Raw genomic sequence first — 15,909 nt, forward strand, 5'->3', positions numbered from 1 at the left:
TACTCGAGCCCAAATCAGTGACTGGTTGAAAAAAGAGGATGACCCATCATATCAGAACTGCGACGACCCTGATTTTGTAGCCTTCCTTAATGGGTTGATTAATCACTTTCGTGGAAAAAAAGATGGCCCGCACGCTGAGCCAGAGAGTCGTTTAACAAACAATATCATCTTCAGAAAACTAAAAATTGCCTTAAACCTCCAAGCCGACGATGTCATGAAAATTCTGGGACTAGCTGATTTGTCGATGAGCAAGCATGAGCTAAGTGCTTTTTTCCGCAGGCCGGAACACAAGCATTATCGTGATTGCAAGGATCAGATCCTACGTAATTTCTTGAAAGGGATGCAGCTTAAATATCGTAAGTGCGATAAATGATAGTTATTCCAATAAAACTTTTCAGGTAACTTTTTATACTCTTCGTTAATTGACGATTGAAACACGAGCCAGGCTAATTCAAAGAGAGAGTTCCGGATGGGCCTTATTTTTGGGCTAACTGACCACAGGCAGCTGAGATGTCGGCACCTCTACTATCTCGAATTATTACAGTATGACCAGCCTTACGAAGAATCTGGTGAAAAGTTTCAATGGTTTTAGGGAGTGGTTTCTGGAAAGGCAGGGCAGGGCAGGAGTTGTAAGGCAACAAATTTATTTTACACGGAATGCCATGCAGTAGTTTGATTAGTTCTTTAGCGTGTTGAGCCGAGTCATTGACATCCTTTAAAAGAATATATTCGAACATGATGGGTTTTCTTTTAGAGAGTGGAAACTCTCGACAGGCAGTGATAAGCGAATCGAGTGAATAGGTCAGGTTGACCGGCATAATTGAATTTCTGGTACGATCGTCTGCAGCATGAAGAGAAATAGCCATATTGACGCTGCATTTCTGGCCAAGTTCTATTATTTTCGGAACTATGCCACAGGTTGAAACAGTCATTTTACGGTCTGAAAAATTTAAACCCAGATTATCAGATAAAATGGAAAGCGCTGTCATCAGATGATTGAAATTGGCAAGTGGCTCTCCCATTCCCATAAACACTATATTCGTAACCTTACCCGAGTTAGCAGCTAACAGCTCTTCTGCGACATAATAAACTTGATTGACAATTTCAGCCGGTGTCAAATTTCTTTTTAGCCCCATAGTCCCAGTGAGGCAAAATTTACAACCCATTGCACAGCCAACCTGAGACGATACGCATAAGGTATTGCGATCTCCCTCTGGAATAAGGACACTTTCAACGATATGGTCATCAGACAGCATAAATGCGTATTTAATGGTGCCATCTGTTGATATTTCTTTTTTATGCAGGGCCAGCTGACTGAAATAGGCCGTGTTATCGAGTTTCGCCCTGAACTGTTTTGAGATATCAGTCATTTGCTCGAATTTTCGTATACCCGGTCGATACAGCCAGGAGAAAATCTGTTTTGCTCTAAAAGGGGATTCGTCCAGAGAAGAGACAACCTCTATCAGTTTATTTAATGATAAATCTTTTAAATCAATCAATTCAGAGTGATTGAGTGACATACCTATAGAGCCCTCATGTAATCCGGCATTAACGGAGTCTTACCCGCAATTGCCAGATCTAATAATTCCAGAACGTGCCCCTTATCTTTTTGGAGGCGGCAATCTATGGGCAGATAGTTGGAGGCGTGATTTGCCTGAAATTGGACTTTATCAATGGTGATATTCTCAACCATCAATCGAAGTTCGGCCAGAAGGGAGTGTTGATTGGGAAGTGTGAAAAGCCCTTGTTTTATTTGTGCATAGAGTTCTGTGTTGGGCATAGGCATAAGGGTTAAAGCAGCAATTTGATTTGGTTTCATCGAGTTTAGTACCTGGGCTGTCTCTATGGCATTCTTAGCAGACAGTTTTGTGCCGCCAATTCCTAAAAGGGTGGTGACTGAAAGGAAAATCCCGGCATCTCTTACTTTGCAAGCTGCCTCAATCATCTGCTGGCTACTTGAACATTTTTTTATACCGGTAAGAATAGTATCGCAACCACTCTCCAGTCCCATATAAATACGATCAAGGCCAAGTGCCTTTAACTCCGCTAGCTCCTCCACGGTTTTTGATCGAATACTTTTTGCATTACCATAAAGTCGTATTCTTTTCACTGACGGAAGCTTATTTTTTATTGAGGTAATAAGGCCAACAAGCCGTTTATGCGACAATATTAGCACATCGCCATCGGCAAGAAAAAGACGGTTTACATGCGCATAATGTTGGGCTGCAAAAGCTAAGTCATCCATAACGACATGATCTGGCTTTATAGTAAACTTCTGATCTTTATAGGCCCCGCAAAAAGTACATTTATTGTGAGAACAACCAACAGTGACTTGTAATATGATACTTCGAGACTCACTGGGCGGCCTGATAACGTTACCTTGATAATCCATTATTTAAAGCAAGTGAGCTATGAGATGTGAAAGAGAAGGGGAGGGGAAAAAGTGAAATGGCTGTATACAATCACGTCACTCTTCCCTGTTATATGTGCAGCTTTCTTATTTATTTTTATTTTCGAACTCTTCCATGAAAGAGACGAGTTTTTCAACACCCTCAACAGGAAAGGCATTATAAATTGAGGCCCGAATACCGCCAATGGAACGATGCCCTTTTAAACCATTTAAATCGACAGCCAAAGCTTCACTTATAAATTGTGCTTCGAGCTCCGGAGTCGGGAGATTAAAGGTGATGTTCATCATGGAACGATTGTTTGACTGGGCATGTCCTTTATAAAAGGAAGAAGAATCAATGCAATCATATATAAGCTTTGCTTTCTTACGATTCTGGGCCTCAATCGCAGGGACACCACCAATATCTTTGAGCCATTTCAAAACAAGACCAATGGCATAAATCGCAAAACAAGGCGGTGTGTTAAACATGGACGCCTTATCTGAATGGGTTTTGTATTTGAACATAGTAGGAATATTGCCTGGCGCTTTATCAAGAAGATCTTCCCTGATAATTACAACAGTACACCCCGCAGGCCCCATATTCTTTTGAGCACCGGCAAAGATTAAGCCAAACGATGAAACGTCAATTTTTCGAGACAAAATATCCGAGGACATATCACAAATCATGGTAGTTTCTGTTTTAGGCATCTCACTGAACTGCGTACCGTAAATTGTGTTATTTGAAACAAAATAAAGATATTCACTGGAGTTTGCTGAGGCGAAATCCAGGTTTGCCGGTAATCGATCAAAGCCTGTATCCTCGCTTGAAAAGGCGACATCAATATCACCAAATAATTTGGCCTCCTTGATTGCCTTTTTTGACCATGTGCCAGTGTTTAAATAGGTGGCTTTCTTAGTGGTTGAACTGAGTAAGTTCATTGGTACCATGGCAAATTGCGTGGAGGCACCACCTTGAAGAAAAAGAACTTTATAGTTGTCAGGGATATCGAGCAGTTCTCTGAGAAGTTTTTCGGTATTGTCGGTTACAGCAATAAAATCTTTGCTGCGGTGGCTAAGCTCTATAAGCCCCATCCCGGTGTTATTGAAATTAATAATATCTTTTGAAGCTTGCAGCAAAACTTCCTGCGGTAAGGTTGCAGGTCCTGGGCTAAAGTTATAAACTCTCTCTGGCATGATGTGACTCCTTATGGTAGTGAATATATGCTGTTTAAATCTTTTATAGTGTTCGATTGATCGGGCCCTTCGCTGTGGATACCCGCATCACAGTAACTAAGTAAAAAAACAGTACAACATACCTTATATAACTTATTTCTGCCATGAGTAATCTTGCACCTCATACTTCAAACAAACACTGTTTTAGTGAACCAGTTATATTTTTGGCAGGTCCGACGGCATCAGGAAAAACAGAGTTAGCCATCGCCATAGCCCAGCAGTTTAACTGTGAAATTGTCGGAGTGGATTCCATGCAGATCTATAAATATATGGATATTGGTTCTGCAAAACCCTCTAAAGATGAACTCTCTCAGGTGGCCCATCATTTAATCGACTACGTTAATCCGGATGAACCATATAATGCGTCGCGATTTGTTAGCGATTGCTGTCATGCGATTGAATGCATACGTGAACGTGATAAAATACCTTTGCTGGTTGGTGGTACCGGACTCTATTTTCAGGCCTTGGAGTTTGGAATTTTCTCTCAACCCCAGATCGATGAAGCTATTCGGGAAAACCTGAGAAACGAAGTTCTGGAGAGAGGTTCAAGAGATCTGCATAAGGAGTTGCAGAGAGTTGATCTGCAAAGTGCTGAGCGTATTCATGAAAACGATAGCTACAGGATAGTGCGTGCCCTAGAAATTTTTCGTTCGACTGGCAAAACCTGGTCGGAGTATATTGATGAGCATAAAAGTGCAGAAGGAAGAATTAAACGCCCCAAAAAACTATTAAAATTAGGAATTGATCGTAATCGAGATCAACTGTATGAACGAATCAACCAAAGAGTTGCAACTATGATTGAGCTCGGATTGGTTGCTGAAGTAAATATGCTTTTAGGCATGGGCTATGCTGCCACACTTAGCTCAATGCAGTCGCTGGGCTATCGGCATATACTTTCTTTTTTGAACGGTGAATGGAGTTGGGAAAAGACAGTTGAGCTACTCGCCCGAGATACCCGGCGCTATGCGAAGCGACAGTTTACCTGGTTCAAAAAAGATACCGACGTTAATTGGTATTACCCCGACAAGCGAAACGAACTCTTCACTAAAATTTCAAAATTTTTGGCGATATAAGATCCATATGAATTTATCAAGTTTTAAACATAAGAAATGGCTAGTTAAAGATATTGACGATGAAAATGTCAGCCTAATATCTACTAAATACGGACTTTCAAAACTGTCATCATGCTTACTGTCGGGTCGAAAGATAGATGAATATGACGTAGGGAAGTTCCTTCATCCCCAACTGGGTCAGCTCCCATCACCATTTTTACTTAAAGGTGTTCATGATGCCGTGAAAATAATACATGAGTCTATAGTGAACAACGAGCATATAGTATTGTATGGTGATTATGATGTTGATGGTGTGACGGCGGTATCTGTACTGGCAAATTTCTTGATGCTCTTAAATAAAAAATACCTTATTTGCCACCCGAATCGAATAATGGACGGTTACGGGCTGAAGTATTCAGTTGTCAACAACTTAATGGCAGGGGAGAGACCGGGACTAGTAGTTACTTGTGACTGCGGTATTTCTGATGAAAGTGAAGTTTCCAAATTACGAAATGCAGGCTGGAAGGTGATAGTTACCGATCATCACCAACCGCCGGATGATCTTCCTGATGCCAATGTGATTATTGATCCTTGGCAGACTGGCTGTGCTTTTCCTTTTAAAGACCTGGCTGGAGTAGGGGTCTCTTTTTTTCTGGTCATGGCCTTAAGAAGTTATTTAGTAGAAGTTGGCTACTTAAGCATGAGCACTGCCCCTAACTTAAAAAAACTCCTTGATATTGTTGCTATAGGCACTATTTGTGACATGGTAGAAGTCAGAGGTGTTAATAGAATTCTGGTCACTGCCGGCCTTGACGTGCTGACTATGACCAATAACCATGGATTAGCGAAATTATTAGAACAATGTGGATTATCCCAGAGAAAAATAATTTACTCTGAAGACATTTCATTTAAGATTGGACCGCGACTTAATGCTCCTGGTCGTATGGGTGATGCAGGATTGTCGAGCAGGCTCCTGACCGCCGACAATCCTGAAAATACCCAGGAGATAATAAATAAGATTGAACTGATTAATGACAACAGGCGGCAGCTTACATTTACGCATATTGAGCAGGCAAAAGATGAAGTAGACAAACAGAAACTTACCGGCAAACCCTGCATTATAATCTACCGGAAAGACTGGCATCTGGGTGTTATCGGAATTGTCGCCTCAAAATTGATAGAAGAGTATGGCTTGCCTGCTATTGCGCTTTGTGGTGAGGGTATACTCAAAGGCTCCGTACGTTCAATCGAGGGCTTGAATTTTCATGACATACTTGCCGAATGCTCCGATATTCTGGTTGAGTTTGGAGGACATAGCGCTGCCTGTGGATTTAGTGTCGAAGAGTCAAGGCTTGAGGCGTTAAGAAGCAGACTTTACGATCTGGTTGCCAAGAATCTAAGCTCAGGTGAGACTGAGTCTACCTTGATAATTGATCATAGCTTTGCTGATAACGAGTGGGAGATAAGTGAAGTTGAAGCTGCAAATAACGCTCTTCAACCATACGGGTTTAACAATTTTGAACCTATTTATACTTTAAAATCAGCTTGTGAGTTGAGAAATATTCAATTCATTGGTAAAGAGAAGTCGCATTTACGGTTTCAAGCTAAACTCGGAGGAAGTCTGATTAATGCAATTGGATTTGGCTTTGCTGATGCTATTCGAAAGCACACCACCATAGAAAATTCTGCTGTAAAAGCGCATATTGCTTTTAGCCTCCGAAAAAACTTCTTTAATCATCAAGAGACCAATCAGCTTTTCATACACGATCTTATCTTGGAGTCGCACGCATAAGAATTTAATGGCTTAGCAGTTTCAAGGGGGGTGCACAGATTAAAATAGTTGTAACGCCATGGTATCATTTGTTTTATATTAAACTAAACATAATACACATTATGCGACATTGCTTATCACTCTGTATTTCGCATAGTTAAAAGGAAATCCGACAATGAATCGAGATATCTATCAGGAGCCGCTTGTTGGCAGATACACAAGCAAAGAGATGCAGTATCTTTTTTCCGAACAGAATAAGTTTGAAACGTGGCGCCAGTGCTGGATAGCCCTCGCCGAAGCCCAGTATGAGCTTGGCCTTGACCTGGTAAAGCCGGAAATGATTGCCCAGATGAAGCAGCATGCTGCGGATATCGACTTTGAGATGGCTACAGCTAAGGAAAAAGAGACACGCCACGATGTTATGGCGCACGTTTATACCTTTGGCCAGAAATGCCCATTGGCCGAGCCCATTATTCACCTTGGCGCCACCTCTCAGTTTGTTGGCTGCAACACAGATCTGGTGACACAAAAAAAGGCGTTAGCCCTTATTAAAAAGGCACTAGTCAATGTAATCAACAACTTAGCTGAATTCTGCAAACAACATAAGGGCCTGGCCACTCTCGGCTACACGCATTATCAGCCTGCCCAACCGACAACTGTTGGCAAGCGCAACACCTTGTACCTACAAGATCTTCTGATGGATCTTGACTATGTCGAGCATCTTGAGACCCAGATTAAGGCGCGAGGCGCTAAGGGAACTGTCGGCACCCAGGCCTCCTTCATGGAGCTCTTTAAAAATGACCACAATAAAGTTAATGAATTGGATAAGCTTGTTTCTTTAAAGCTTGGATTTAACGATATTTTTCACGTAACAGGACAGACATATACTCGCAAGCTCGACATGAAGACCTCTGAGACTTTAGCGGGTATCGGAGCTACAGCTCACAAGTTTGCAGTCGATTTGCGCCTATTATCGAACCTGAAGGTACAGGAAGAGCCTTTTGCTAAAAACCAGGTCGGAAGTTCGGCTATGGCCTATAAACGTAATCCAATGCGCAGTGAGCGCATGACTGGCCTGTCGCGTAAGTTGATGGGCCTGCCTGCTAACTTTGCCGCCACCTATTCAAATCAGTGGTTTGAGCGTACACTTGACGACTCAGCTATTCGCAGAATGGATATCCCTCAAGCCTATTTATTAACCGATGCGGTGCTAAAACTTTTTATTAACATTACAGACGGAATGGTTGTTTATCCGGAACAAATCAAACGTCATCTATTTCAAGAATTACCTTTTATGTCTACTGAAAAGATATTAATGGCCTGTGTTGAGAAAGGCAAAAGCCGACAGGATATGCACGAAGTTATTAAGGTTCATTCTGTCGATGCAGGACTTGTTGTTAAAGAGCAGGCAAAAGATAATGATCTTCTGGACAGATTGGGAAATGACGACAACATCCCTTTCACCTTAGATGAGCTCAAGGCCATGATTACCGACACTGATCAGTTTACCGGTAGAGCGGAAGCTCAAACCGACCACTATATTGACACCATTGTCATGCCTCGCTTGGCACCCTATCGATCCTTGCTGTCCGCTGAAAAAGTTGACATTAACGTCTGATATCAGATGACCGACAGCTCACTTTTTCGTCAGCATCAATGCGTTATTAATCCAGCCCGGATTGGATTCTTGCGATTTTTACTGGAGGGATATGACGGCATGACGACCTTGTCCACGATTAACCGTCATGATGGTACAATTCTGTTGCGTTATGCCTGTTGCTTTGAGGAGCAGCTTTTTATGATTCTAGACACTCTCAGGAGTAATGAAATTGTCTAATTTAATTAATTAATTATGAGCCCTATTGGACTGATTTAACATTATTATTTATGTCTATTACTAAGAAATATTACATTGAAACATTTGGCTGCCAAATGAATGATAGAGACTCAGAGATTATGAGTCAACTCATGTCGGAAACCTTTGCGCCAACAACTTCAGTTGAAGATGCAGACATTGTATTGGTTAATACCTGCAGTATCCGTCAGAAAGCCGAACATAAAGCCATGTCTCTACTTGGCACTCTCCGCCTTATAAAAGAAAGCAAGAATGATCTAATCATCGGCATAGTCGGTTGCGTCGCTCAACAAGAGGGGCAAAAACTTCTACAGCGCTTGCCTTTTGTTGATCTGGTAATGGGCACCCAAAGCCTCTACAACCTCCCTGCCCTCCTTGCTGACATCATAAACAACAAGAAACGTATCGTTTCAGTTGAACAAAACAGCGAATTTGTTATTCCGCCTTTTTTGCCTGAGCCGAACAGTGGCCCTCATCACAAGCGATTTATTACAATAATGCAGGGCTGCAATAATTTTTGTACTTATTGCGTTGTGCCCTTCACCAGGGGCCGAGAGATCAGCCGAAAATTTTCAGAAATTGTCACCGAGGCCGATCATCTTGCCCGGCAGGGTGTGAAAGAAATTACCTTATTAGGTCAAAACGTCAACTCTTACGGTCGAAACAGCGACGGGAAACAAGAGCATACCTTTGCTGAGCTGTTAGAAGCAGTGTCTCATGTTCCAGGCCTCAACCGTCTTCGCTTTACCACATCTAACCCCAAAGATTTAACCATTGACCTTCTTGAATGTTTCTCAAGAATTGATATACTTTGTTCTCATTTTCATCTTCCTGTTCAATCAGGCTCAAATGCTATTTTAACAGCTATGAACCGTAAATATAGTGTCGATACCTACTATGAGCTTATTGAGCAATTACGAAGACATCGTTCGGATATTGCCATTACGACTGATATTATTGTTGGTTTTCCGGGCGAGTCTGACAACGACTTTCAAGCAACCTATGATTTGGTTGAAAAAGTTCGTTATCATGGTGCCTACTCATTTAAGTATTCAGATCGTCCGCACACCAAATCCGCTAAATTTGATTGTAAAGTGCCGGAGGCTATTAAAATTAAACGTCTTGCTGTTCTGCAAAAACGAATTGACGAGATCTGCTTAGAACGTAACCAGGAGTATATTGGCCAGGCCTTGGAAATTATGGTTGAGGGACAAAGTAAGGGGCAGAATAATCAATGGAATGGGCGGACAACGACCAATCACATTGTTCATTTTACCTGTCGATCTGCGCTTGAACCCGGTCAACTAGTGACCATTGAAATTGATGAAGCCTGCCAAAACTCATTGCGAGGACACATGTATGATTGATCTTCACACCCACACATTTTTTAGCGATGGCGAACTTGTTCCAGCTGAACACCTTAGAAGAGTTGAAGTTCTTGGCTATAAAGCTGTGGCCATTACCGATCACGCCGATTCGTCAAATCTAGACTTTATAATTCCAAGAATGGTTCAAGCTGCGGCTGATTTGAATCAACACTCCTCGACTATCTTATTGCCAGGAGTTGAGCTTACCCACGTCCCCCCTGCCCTTTTTGCGGAACTCACCTTAAAGGCCCGTCAGCTTGGCGCTAAAATTGTCGTGGGGCATGGCGAAACAATCGTTGAACCTGTTAAGGAGGGGACAAATCGGGCTGCAATTGAGGCTGGAGTAGATCTATTGGCTCACCCGGGATTTATTACAGATGAAGAGATGCAGTTAGCAGCCCAAAGAGGTGTTCTTATCGAGTTGTCGGGGCGAAAAGGGCATTCTCTGACCAATGGCTATGTCGCAAAGCTTGCCAAGAAATATGGGGCTAAACTTGCGGTTAACGCAGACGGACACGGGCCTGGTGATTTTCTGACCGCGAAAATGGCTAAAATGGTGGCCTTGGGTGCTGGTCTGACAGACGAGGACTACAATCAGATTCGCCATAATATGGAAGAGTTAGTTGCCAGAAAAAGATAGGCCGTTATTTTCTGACATTGGCTTAGGCGAAAAATTATATTCGAACATAATTGGCAATCGCCTTAGACCTTAACAGGCCAATTCCTTTAATGTTTTCAAGTTCTGAGATATTGGTCATTGCGCCATTTTTTTGGATATAGGAACGTATCCGCCAAGCCATGCGGGGACCAATGCCGGGAATTGTGACAAGCAGCTCTGCTGATGCAGTATTAATTGGAATTTGCCGAAAAAAGAAGGGGGCCATGTCGGCCGATAATTGACCGTGGCTATCGTGCCCACCCGTTTTATCCGTAAGGCTCTGCACTGAGGAAACAAATAGAATCGCACCATTGTCACCTGCTCGATAGTCACTGGCGTGATCGGTTGACGACGTGATAGCCGTCCTGCCAGTTGAATACGAAATTACCTGCGATAAAATAATACAAAGTCCGACCAGCACCAGAATCGATTGCTTGTTTCCTGAGTCAGTTGCTTCATCAGCACCGACGCTTTTATTCAGATTAGCAACCTTTAGCCTGTTTTGCATCGTTCTGGCTGACTTTATCTTTAAGAAGCTTATAGGATATGCTTTCCACCAAGGCCTGCCAACTTGCTTCGAGAATGTCATGAGAGACACCAACGGTTCCCCATTGAGAGTTACTGTCCCGAGATTCGATAAGAACCCGAACGCGAGCACCTGTTCCATGTTCTGAGGCAAGCACTCGTACCTTATAGTCATCAAGCCACATACCTTCAAGCTGCGGATAGAAGCAGGTTAAGGCCTTACGCAAGGCATTGTCCAAGGCGTTCACAGGACCATCTCCAAGTGCTGCCGTGTGTACCATTTCACCGCCAACTTCCAACTGGATTGTCGCTTCAGCCTGAGGGTCACTGTCAACAGTATCTTTTTGGTTGATAACTCTGAAGCTTCGTAATGAAAAGAACACTGGTAACGTACCCATGGCTCTTCGCATCAACAGCTCAAATGACGCCTCTGCGCCTTCATACTGAAAGCCTTGGTTTTCCAGATCTTTCAGTTTTTTAAGAATGGTTGTAACGATTGGATCAGTAGACTCTAAATCGAGACCAAACTTCTTGGCCTTGTGCAGAACATTGCTTTTACCGGATTGATCAGAGATCAGAATTCTCCTGATATTACCAACTTTTTCAGGTGAAATATGCTCATAGGTTAAAGGGTTTCTTTTAACAGCAGCAACATGAATTCCACCCTTGTGAGCAAAAGCTGATACCCCAACATACGGCTGGTATTTATTATGGGGCAGATTGGCAAGTTCATTAACAAATCGCGACGTCTCTGTGAGTCGCGTAAGATTGGTAGCAGCGGCAAATGAGTGGCCCATCTTCAAGGCAAGGCCCGGAATTATCGAGGTGAGATTCGCATTCCCGCAACGTTCACCGAAACCATTCATTGTTCCCTGCACATGACGAACGCCATGATGGACCGCAATGAGTGAGTTGGCCGTTGCAGTGTCAGAATCGTTATGGGAATGGATGCCTAACTCAGGATTCATATTTTTTGCTGCAAAATACGATTTAACTTGATCAATGATCTCGGCAATCTCGCTGGGTAAGGTTCCACCGTTTGTATCACACAATACAAGGCAGTCTGAGCCGGCAAGATGTGCTTTTTCAACGGTAGCCAGGGCATACTCCTGATTGGCCTTGAAACCATCGAAAAAATGTTCGGCATCATAAAAAAGATACTCTACCTGGGGACGAAGATAGCGCAATGATTCGTCAATAATAAGCAGGTTATCATCATTAGTTATACGAAGTGCGACTTCGACGTGTATGTCCCAGGTTTTGCCAAAAATTGTAATACACGGGGTTTTTGCAGCGATCAGAGCGTTGAGATTAGGATCTTGGTCGGTTTTATTACTAAAAAGGCGTGTACTGCCGAAAGAAGAGAGCTTCGCGTGCTTTAAGCTATAATTGTGCATCTCATTAAAAAATTGCACAGATGTTGGGTTTGCTCCCGGCCAACCGCCTTCGATAAAATCAATGCCCAGTTCGTCAAGTTTTAACGATATGCGAATCTTATCGTCGACTGAAAGGTTGAAATTTTCGGCCTGTGTGCCGTCACGCAATGTTGTATCGTAAATTTGCATTGTAATTGCCGTATATACTAGAAGTTTAGCCGGACATCCTAGGCTGTAACTTTCTATCTATTCCTGGATAGGTTGGTTATCTTTATCAAGCCCAAAAGCTTCATGGAGGGAACGAACAGCGAGTTCCGTATATTTCTCCTCAATGACACATGAAACTTTTATCTCGGAAGTGCTGATCATTATGATGTTAATCCCTTCTTCGGCAAGTACCCTGAACATTGTTGTGGCAATACCAGAATGATTTCGCATGCCGACACCAACTACAGAGATTTTAGCGATGTTTTCAGAACCGCTTACGCTTTCAGCGTTAATATCCCTTGCAACATTTTTCACGATAGCCATTGCTTTTGAATAATCGTTACGAGGAACTGTAAAAGTCATATCGGTTATATCGCCGGCTCTGGTATTTTGAATAATCATATCAACTATGATTCCGGCATCAGAGATTGGTGTAAAAATAGTAGAAGCAACACCAGGGGTGTCCTGGACCTTCGACAAAGTAATCCGTGCTTCATTTTTACTATATGTAACGCCTGAAACTAACATTGTTTCCATTTTTTTATCCTCCTCAACAACCCAGGTGCCTTCTGTTGTTGTAAATGTTGATCGTACATGTAATGGCACTTTGTATCTCTTTGCAAAACTTACAGATCTGATATCAAGAACCTTGGCCCCTAAGCTCGCCAATTCAAGCATTTCATCATAAGAGATGCGGTCAATCTTTCGTGCTGAAGGGCACATATTAGGATCAGCTGTATACACCCCTTCAACATCAGTAAATATTTCACAGCTATCGGCATGAAGAGCCGCGGCAAGTGCAACAGCCGTTGTGTCAGATCCACCACGACCTAAAGTGGTGATATGATCGTCTTCAGAAACACCCTGAAAACCAGCGACAACAACAATTTTACCGGCATCAAGATTTTTTGTTATCAGTTCAGTATCTATGGACTTGATACGTGCCTTGGTATGCATTTTGTCAGTTCTGATCTTAACCTGGTCTCCCAAAAGAGACACGGCGTCATCGCCTAAACTTTTCACTGCCATGGCAAACAAGGCAATAGTAACCTGCTCACCGCTTGACAAAAGAACGTCAAGCTCCCGAGGATCCGGTTCTTCCTGCATTTGAGAGGCTAAACTAACAAAACGATTCGTTTCTCCTGACATTGCCGAGAGCACCACGACCATTTTATTCCCTTCCTTTTTTTTGGCCAGAACACGTTCTGCGACAGCCTTGATTTTTTCAGGGCTACCAACAGATGTACCACCAAATTTTTGAACAATTAATGCCATATTCCTGCTTTCTCCACTCTGCGGTATAAAGTATGCATTCATCTCAATGTAAAGAATACCAGCATAAGGGGTATTCAGTACACCTCTGTAAACTCAGTAAACTACTACTAGATAAAGGCTTTTGAAATAGTTTTTTTTTGTTTTTTTATCAATTCATCATTTTTTATCTATAACTTATGTATTCAGGGAATTAATTCTTTATTCAACCAGTTCTAACTTGCGGTAATCACCTATATTTGTTAGTGAATTTTTAACTTAAAACCTTAACGACAATTAAACAGACCATGAAATTTATTCAATATATTCTCGTATGCCTTTCCATAGTTTTTATGTTCAGCGTAGTTCACAATAACTTGATTGATGACGCTCGCAGTTCCGTTTCTCTCCCAATAGAAAATTATTCGAATGATCAACCTACAGATAGTACCACGGATGTCCTCGCCCACCAAGGGTTTAACCAAAGCCAACCGCTCAATGCAACCCCCGAACTGATAGCAACTGAGACACAAAATTCGTTTAAGGCTATTGAAGGTACTCTAAAACAGGGTGACACTTTTGATTCAGCCCTGCGAAGAGATGCTATTCCTCAGGAGATACGTTCTCTCATAATTAACTCCCTTTCCGGAATATTAGATTTCAGGCGCTTAAAGCCCTTCGACACCTACTCACTCTCTTTAAATGAATCTGGTGCCCTTGAACAGTTTCGATATCAATCAGGTCCGCTTAACAGCGTTTCAATTAGCAACTCAAATGGCAGTTATTCGGTTCAAAAAGATGCAATTGAACTTGAACGTAGGCTTGTTCGTATCTCTGGTAAAATTTCAACGTCACTATTAGGTTCTTTTGCGGATACAAATGAGGATCTGCGATTGTTGTATGCCTTTGCCGACATTTTCGCCTCCAAGATCGACTTCAACACTGAAGTCCAGAAAGATGATTCTTACGCCTTTACCGTTGACAAATATTTCAAAAATGGTGAACTGGTTGGCTATGGGAAAATCCAATCGGCACGATATGAGTTTGCCAGCGGTCAAGTTTATGATGCCTATTATTATCTACCTTCAAATGAAACGTCTGGTTTATATTTTGATCATGATGGTCAAGCAGTTGGCACCTCATTTCTCAGATCACCATTACCAATGGGCCGCGTTACTTCAAAGTTCAGCTACCAACGGAAACATCCGATGAGCGGTAGAGTGCAACCACATTTAGGTATCGATCTTGCGGCGCCACACGGTTCACCAATTATGGCGGTAGCCGATGGTACAGTTTCCTTTGTCGGCCGCAATAATGGCTATGGAAATCAAATTGTTTTGGCCCATAACGGTGGTTATAAAACCTATTACGGTCATCTTTCTCGTTTTAAAAAAGGATTGCGCCGCGGCAATTTGGTTCAGAAAAAAGAGATAATTGGTTATGTTGGATCAACTGGAATATCGACCGGTCCTCACCTCGACTTTCGTATTCGGCACAACAATACATACAAAAATCCTTTTTCCATCGAGTTTAAACCAAGGCTGGTATTATCTGAAGACCAATTGCAAGATTTCTTCACCATGAAAAGTAAACTTGTTGGGCTTTATGATCTTAACGAAAGTTCCGATCAAACTGAAATCCTGCATATCTCCCATTTAACTATTAACTCACCCGACCAACTTACCTTGCTGTGATGCTGAAGTCTGATCAGGCTATTAAACAGTAAAAAGTTGCTTACTTATTCCCACTACCACAACGGTTACAACTGTGAATATTGTTCTTGTTGAGCCCGAAATACCACCAAATACCGGCAGCATAGCACGCTTATGTGGTGCAACCAACACAGTTCTGCACCTGGTGAAACCTTTGGGGTTCAGCACTGATGACAAACATCTCAAACGAGCCGGTCTTGATTATTGGCAGCATGTAAAAATTGTTTATTGGAATAGTCTTGAAGAGTTTTTAACCGCACACGCCAAAAGCCATCTCTTTTTTCTAAGTAAGAAAATTGGAGAGTGCTACACTAAAGCTGAGTTTAATGCCGACTCATATCTGATTTTTGGTAAAGAGACGATGGGCTTGCCGGAATATATTTTGAAAAATTATTCACATCGGTGCTATACTATACCCATGGCAAATAGAAACATACGAAGCCTTAACCTGGCAATGTGTGCCGGCATTGTATTATACGAAGCGTTGAGACAGACAAATTACATGTGAGAGGC

Annotated in this window: 15 protein-coding genes; 9 read left to right on the plus strand and 6 right to left on the minus strand. The window is 42.3% G+C overall.

Annotated elements, in window-relative coordinates; translation table 11 throughout:
- Nucleotides 1–373: DUF1456 family protein (locus HQK80_06970; protein ID MBF0221956.1), on the plus strand; the 373-nt coding region annotated here is incomplete at its 5' end.
- Nucleotides 374–476: 103 nt separating this feature from the next.
- Here HQK80_06970 and rlmN read toward each other — a convergent pair.
- From rlmN to serC, 3 genes are all read right to left on the minus strand, one after another.
- Nucleotides 477–1,520, minus strand: a complete 1,044-nt coding sequence (gene rlmN / locus HQK80_06975) for a 23S rRNA (adenine(2503)-C(2))-methyltransferase RlmN (GenBank protein ID MBF0221957.1) — start codon at nucleotides 1,518–1,520, stop codon at nucleotides 477–479.
- 2 nt (nucleotides 1,521–1,522) lie between these two features.
- Nucleotides 1,523–2,392 (minus strand): radical SAM protein, encoded by an 870-nt coding sequence (locus HQK80_06980; protein ID MBF0221958.1) that lies wholly within the window; start codon nucleotides 2,390–2,392, stop codon nucleotides 1,523–1,525.
- A gap of 105 nt (nucleotides 2,393–2,497) precedes the next feature.
- The gene (gene serC / locus HQK80_06985; GenBank protein ID MBF0221959.1) at nucleotides 2,498–3,583 is read right to left on the minus strand and encodes a 3-phosphoserine/phosphohydroxythreonine transaminase; all 1,086 of its coding nucleotides are present in this window, start codon (nucleotides 3,581–3,583) and stop codon (nucleotides 2,498–2,500) included.
- 143 nt (nucleotides 3,584–3,726) lie between these two features.
- Between serC and miaA the strand changes: the two genes are divergently transcribed.
- From miaA to HQK80_07015, 6 genes are all read left to right on the plus strand, one after another.
- Nucleotides 3,727–4,695: a tRNA (adenosine(37)-N6)-dimethylallyltransferase MiaA gene (miaA, locus tag HQK80_06990; GenBank protein MBF0221960.1), complete on the plus strand. Its 969-nt coding sequence runs from the start codon at nucleotides 3,727–3,729 to the stop codon at nucleotides 4,693–4,695.
- Nucleotides 4,696–4,702: 7 nt separating this feature from the next.
- The gene (gene recJ / locus HQK80_06995; GenBank protein MBF0221961.1) at nucleotides 4,703–6,466 is read left to right on the plus strand and encodes a single-stranded-DNA-specific exonuclease RecJ; all 1,764 of its coding nucleotides are present in this window, start codon (nucleotides 4,703–4,705) and stop codon (nucleotides 6,464–6,466) included.
- Nucleotides 6,467–6,620: 154 nt separating this feature from the next.
- Nucleotides 6,621–8,063, plus strand: a complete 1,443-nt coding sequence (locus tag HQK80_07000) for an adenylosuccinate lyase (protein MBF0221962.1) — start codon at nucleotides 6,621–6,623, stop codon at nucleotides 8,061–8,063.
- A 6-nt stretch (nucleotides 8,064–8,069) separates the two neighbouring features.
- On the plus strand, nucleotides 8,070–8,282 hold the full coding sequence (locus HQK80_07005) for a DUF4911 domain-containing protein (GenBank protein ID MBF0221963.1): 213 nt from the start codon (nucleotides 8,070–8,072) through the stop codon (nucleotides 8,280–8,282).
- Nucleotides 8,283–8,332: 50 nt separating this feature from the next.
- Nucleotides 8,333–9,667 carry a tRNA (N6-isopentenyl adenosine(37)-C2)-methylthiotransferase MiaB gene (miaB, locus tag HQK80_07010; protein MBF0221964.1) on the plus strand — a complete coding sequence of 445 codons (1,335 nt, stop codon included), beginning with the start codon at nucleotides 8,333–8,335 and terminating at the stop codon, nucleotides 9,665–9,667.
- On the plus strand, nucleotides 9,660–10,307 hold the full coding sequence (locus HQK80_07015; protein MBF0221965.1) for a histidinol phosphate phosphatase domain-containing protein: 648 nt from the start codon (nucleotides 9,660–9,662) through the stop codon (nucleotides 10,305–10,307). Before miaB ends, HQK80_07015 begins: the two co-directional genes overlap by 8 nt.
- Nucleotides 10,308–10,341: 34 nt before the next feature.
- Here the strand turns inward: HQK80_07015 and HQK80_07020 are convergent, their stop codons facing one another.
- The 3 genes from HQK80_07020 to HQK80_07030 are packed head-to-tail and all read right to left on the minus strand — an operon-like array spanning nucleotide 10,342 to nucleotide 13,708.
- The gene (locus HQK80_07020) at nucleotides 10,342–10,833 is read right to left on the minus strand and encodes a helix-hairpin-helix domain-containing protein (GenBank protein MBF0221966.1); all 492 of its coding nucleotides are present in this window, start codon (nucleotides 10,831–10,833) and stop codon (nucleotides 10,342–10,344) included.
- On the minus strand, nucleotides 10,808–12,415 hold the full coding sequence (locus tag HQK80_07025; GenBank protein ID MBF0221967.1) for a citramalate synthase: 1,608 nt from the start codon (nucleotides 12,413–12,415) through the stop codon (nucleotides 10,808–10,810). Before HQK80_07025 ends, HQK80_07020 begins: the two co-directional genes overlap by 26 nt.
- Before the next feature lie 57 nt (nucleotides 12,416–12,472).
- Nucleotides 12,473–13,708 carry an aspartate kinase gene (locus HQK80_07030; GenBank protein MBF0221968.1) on the minus strand — a complete coding sequence of 412 codons (1,236 nt, stop codon included), beginning with the start codon at nucleotides 13,706–13,708 and terminating at the stop codon, nucleotides 12,473–12,475.
- 284 nt (nucleotides 13,709–13,992) lie between these two features.
- Here HQK80_07030 and HQK80_07035 point away from each other — a divergent pair, with 284 nt between their 5' ends.
- Nucleotides 13,993–15,378, plus strand: coding sequence for a M23 family metallopeptidase (locus HQK80_07035; GenBank protein MBF0221969.1), 1,386 nt, complete (start codon nucleotides 13,993–13,995; stop codon nucleotides 15,376–15,378).
- 73 nt (nucleotides 15,379–15,451) lie between these two features.
- Nucleotides 15,452–15,904 (plus strand): tRNA (cytidine(34)-2'-O)-methyltransferase, encoded by a 453-nt coding sequence (locus HQK80_07040; protein MBF0221970.1) that lies wholly within the window; start codon nucleotides 15,452–15,454, stop codon nucleotides 15,902–15,904.
- The last annotated feature ends 5 nt before the right edge of the window (nucleotides 15,905–15,909 follow it).

This window comes from Desulfobulbaceae bacterium (assembly GCA_015231515.1).
GTDB lineage: Bacteria > Desulfobacterota > Desulfobulbia > Desulfobulbales > VMSU01 > JADGBM01.

Coding starts and splice junctions, on each gene's coding strand:
- rlmN (MBF0221957.1), bottom strand. CDS start 1,520: ATGTCACTCAATCACTCTGAATTGATTGATTTAAAAGATTTATCATTA.
- HQK80_06980 (MBF0221958.1), bottom strand. CDS start 2,392: ATGGATTATCAAGGTAACGTTATCAGGCCGCCCAGTGAGTCTCGAAGT.
- serC (MBF0221959.1), bottom strand. CDS start 3,583: ATGCCAGAGAGAGTTTATAACTTTAGCCCAGGACCTGCAACCTTACCG.
- miaA (MBF0221960.1), top strand. CDS start 3,727: ATGAGTAATCTTGCACCTCATACTTCAAACAAACACTGTTTTAGTGAA.
- recJ (MBF0221961.1), top strand. CDS start 4,703: ATGAATTTATCAAGTTTTAAACATAAGAAATGGCTAGTTAAAGATATT.
- HQK80_07000 (MBF0221962.1), top strand. CDS start 6,621: ATGAATCGAGATATCTATCAGGAGCCGCTTGTTGGCAGATACACAAGC.
- HQK80_07005 (MBF0221963.1), top strand. CDS start 8,070: ATGACCGACAGCTCACTTTTTCGTCAGCATCAATGCGTTATTAATCCA.
- miaB (MBF0221964.1), top strand. CDS start 8,333: ATGTCTATTACTAAGAAATATTACATTGAAACATTTGGCTGCCAAATG.
- HQK80_07015 (MBF0221965.1), top strand. CDS start 9,660: ATGATTGATCTTCACACCCACACATTTTTTAGCGATGGCGAACTTGTT.
- HQK80_07020 (MBF0221966.1), bottom strand. CDS start 10,833: ATGCAAAACAGGCTAAAGGTTGCTAATCTGAATAAAAGCGTCGGTGCT.
- HQK80_07025 (MBF0221967.1), bottom strand. CDS start 12,415: ATGCAAATTTACGATACAACATTGCGTGACGGCACACAGGCCGAAAAT.
- HQK80_07030 (MBF0221968.1), bottom strand. CDS start 13,708: ATGGCATTAATTGTTCAAAAATTTGGTGGTACATCTGTTGGTAGCCCT.
- HQK80_07035 (MBF0221969.1), top strand. CDS start 13,993: ATGAAATTTATTCAATATATTCTCGTATGCCTTTCCATAGTTTTTATG.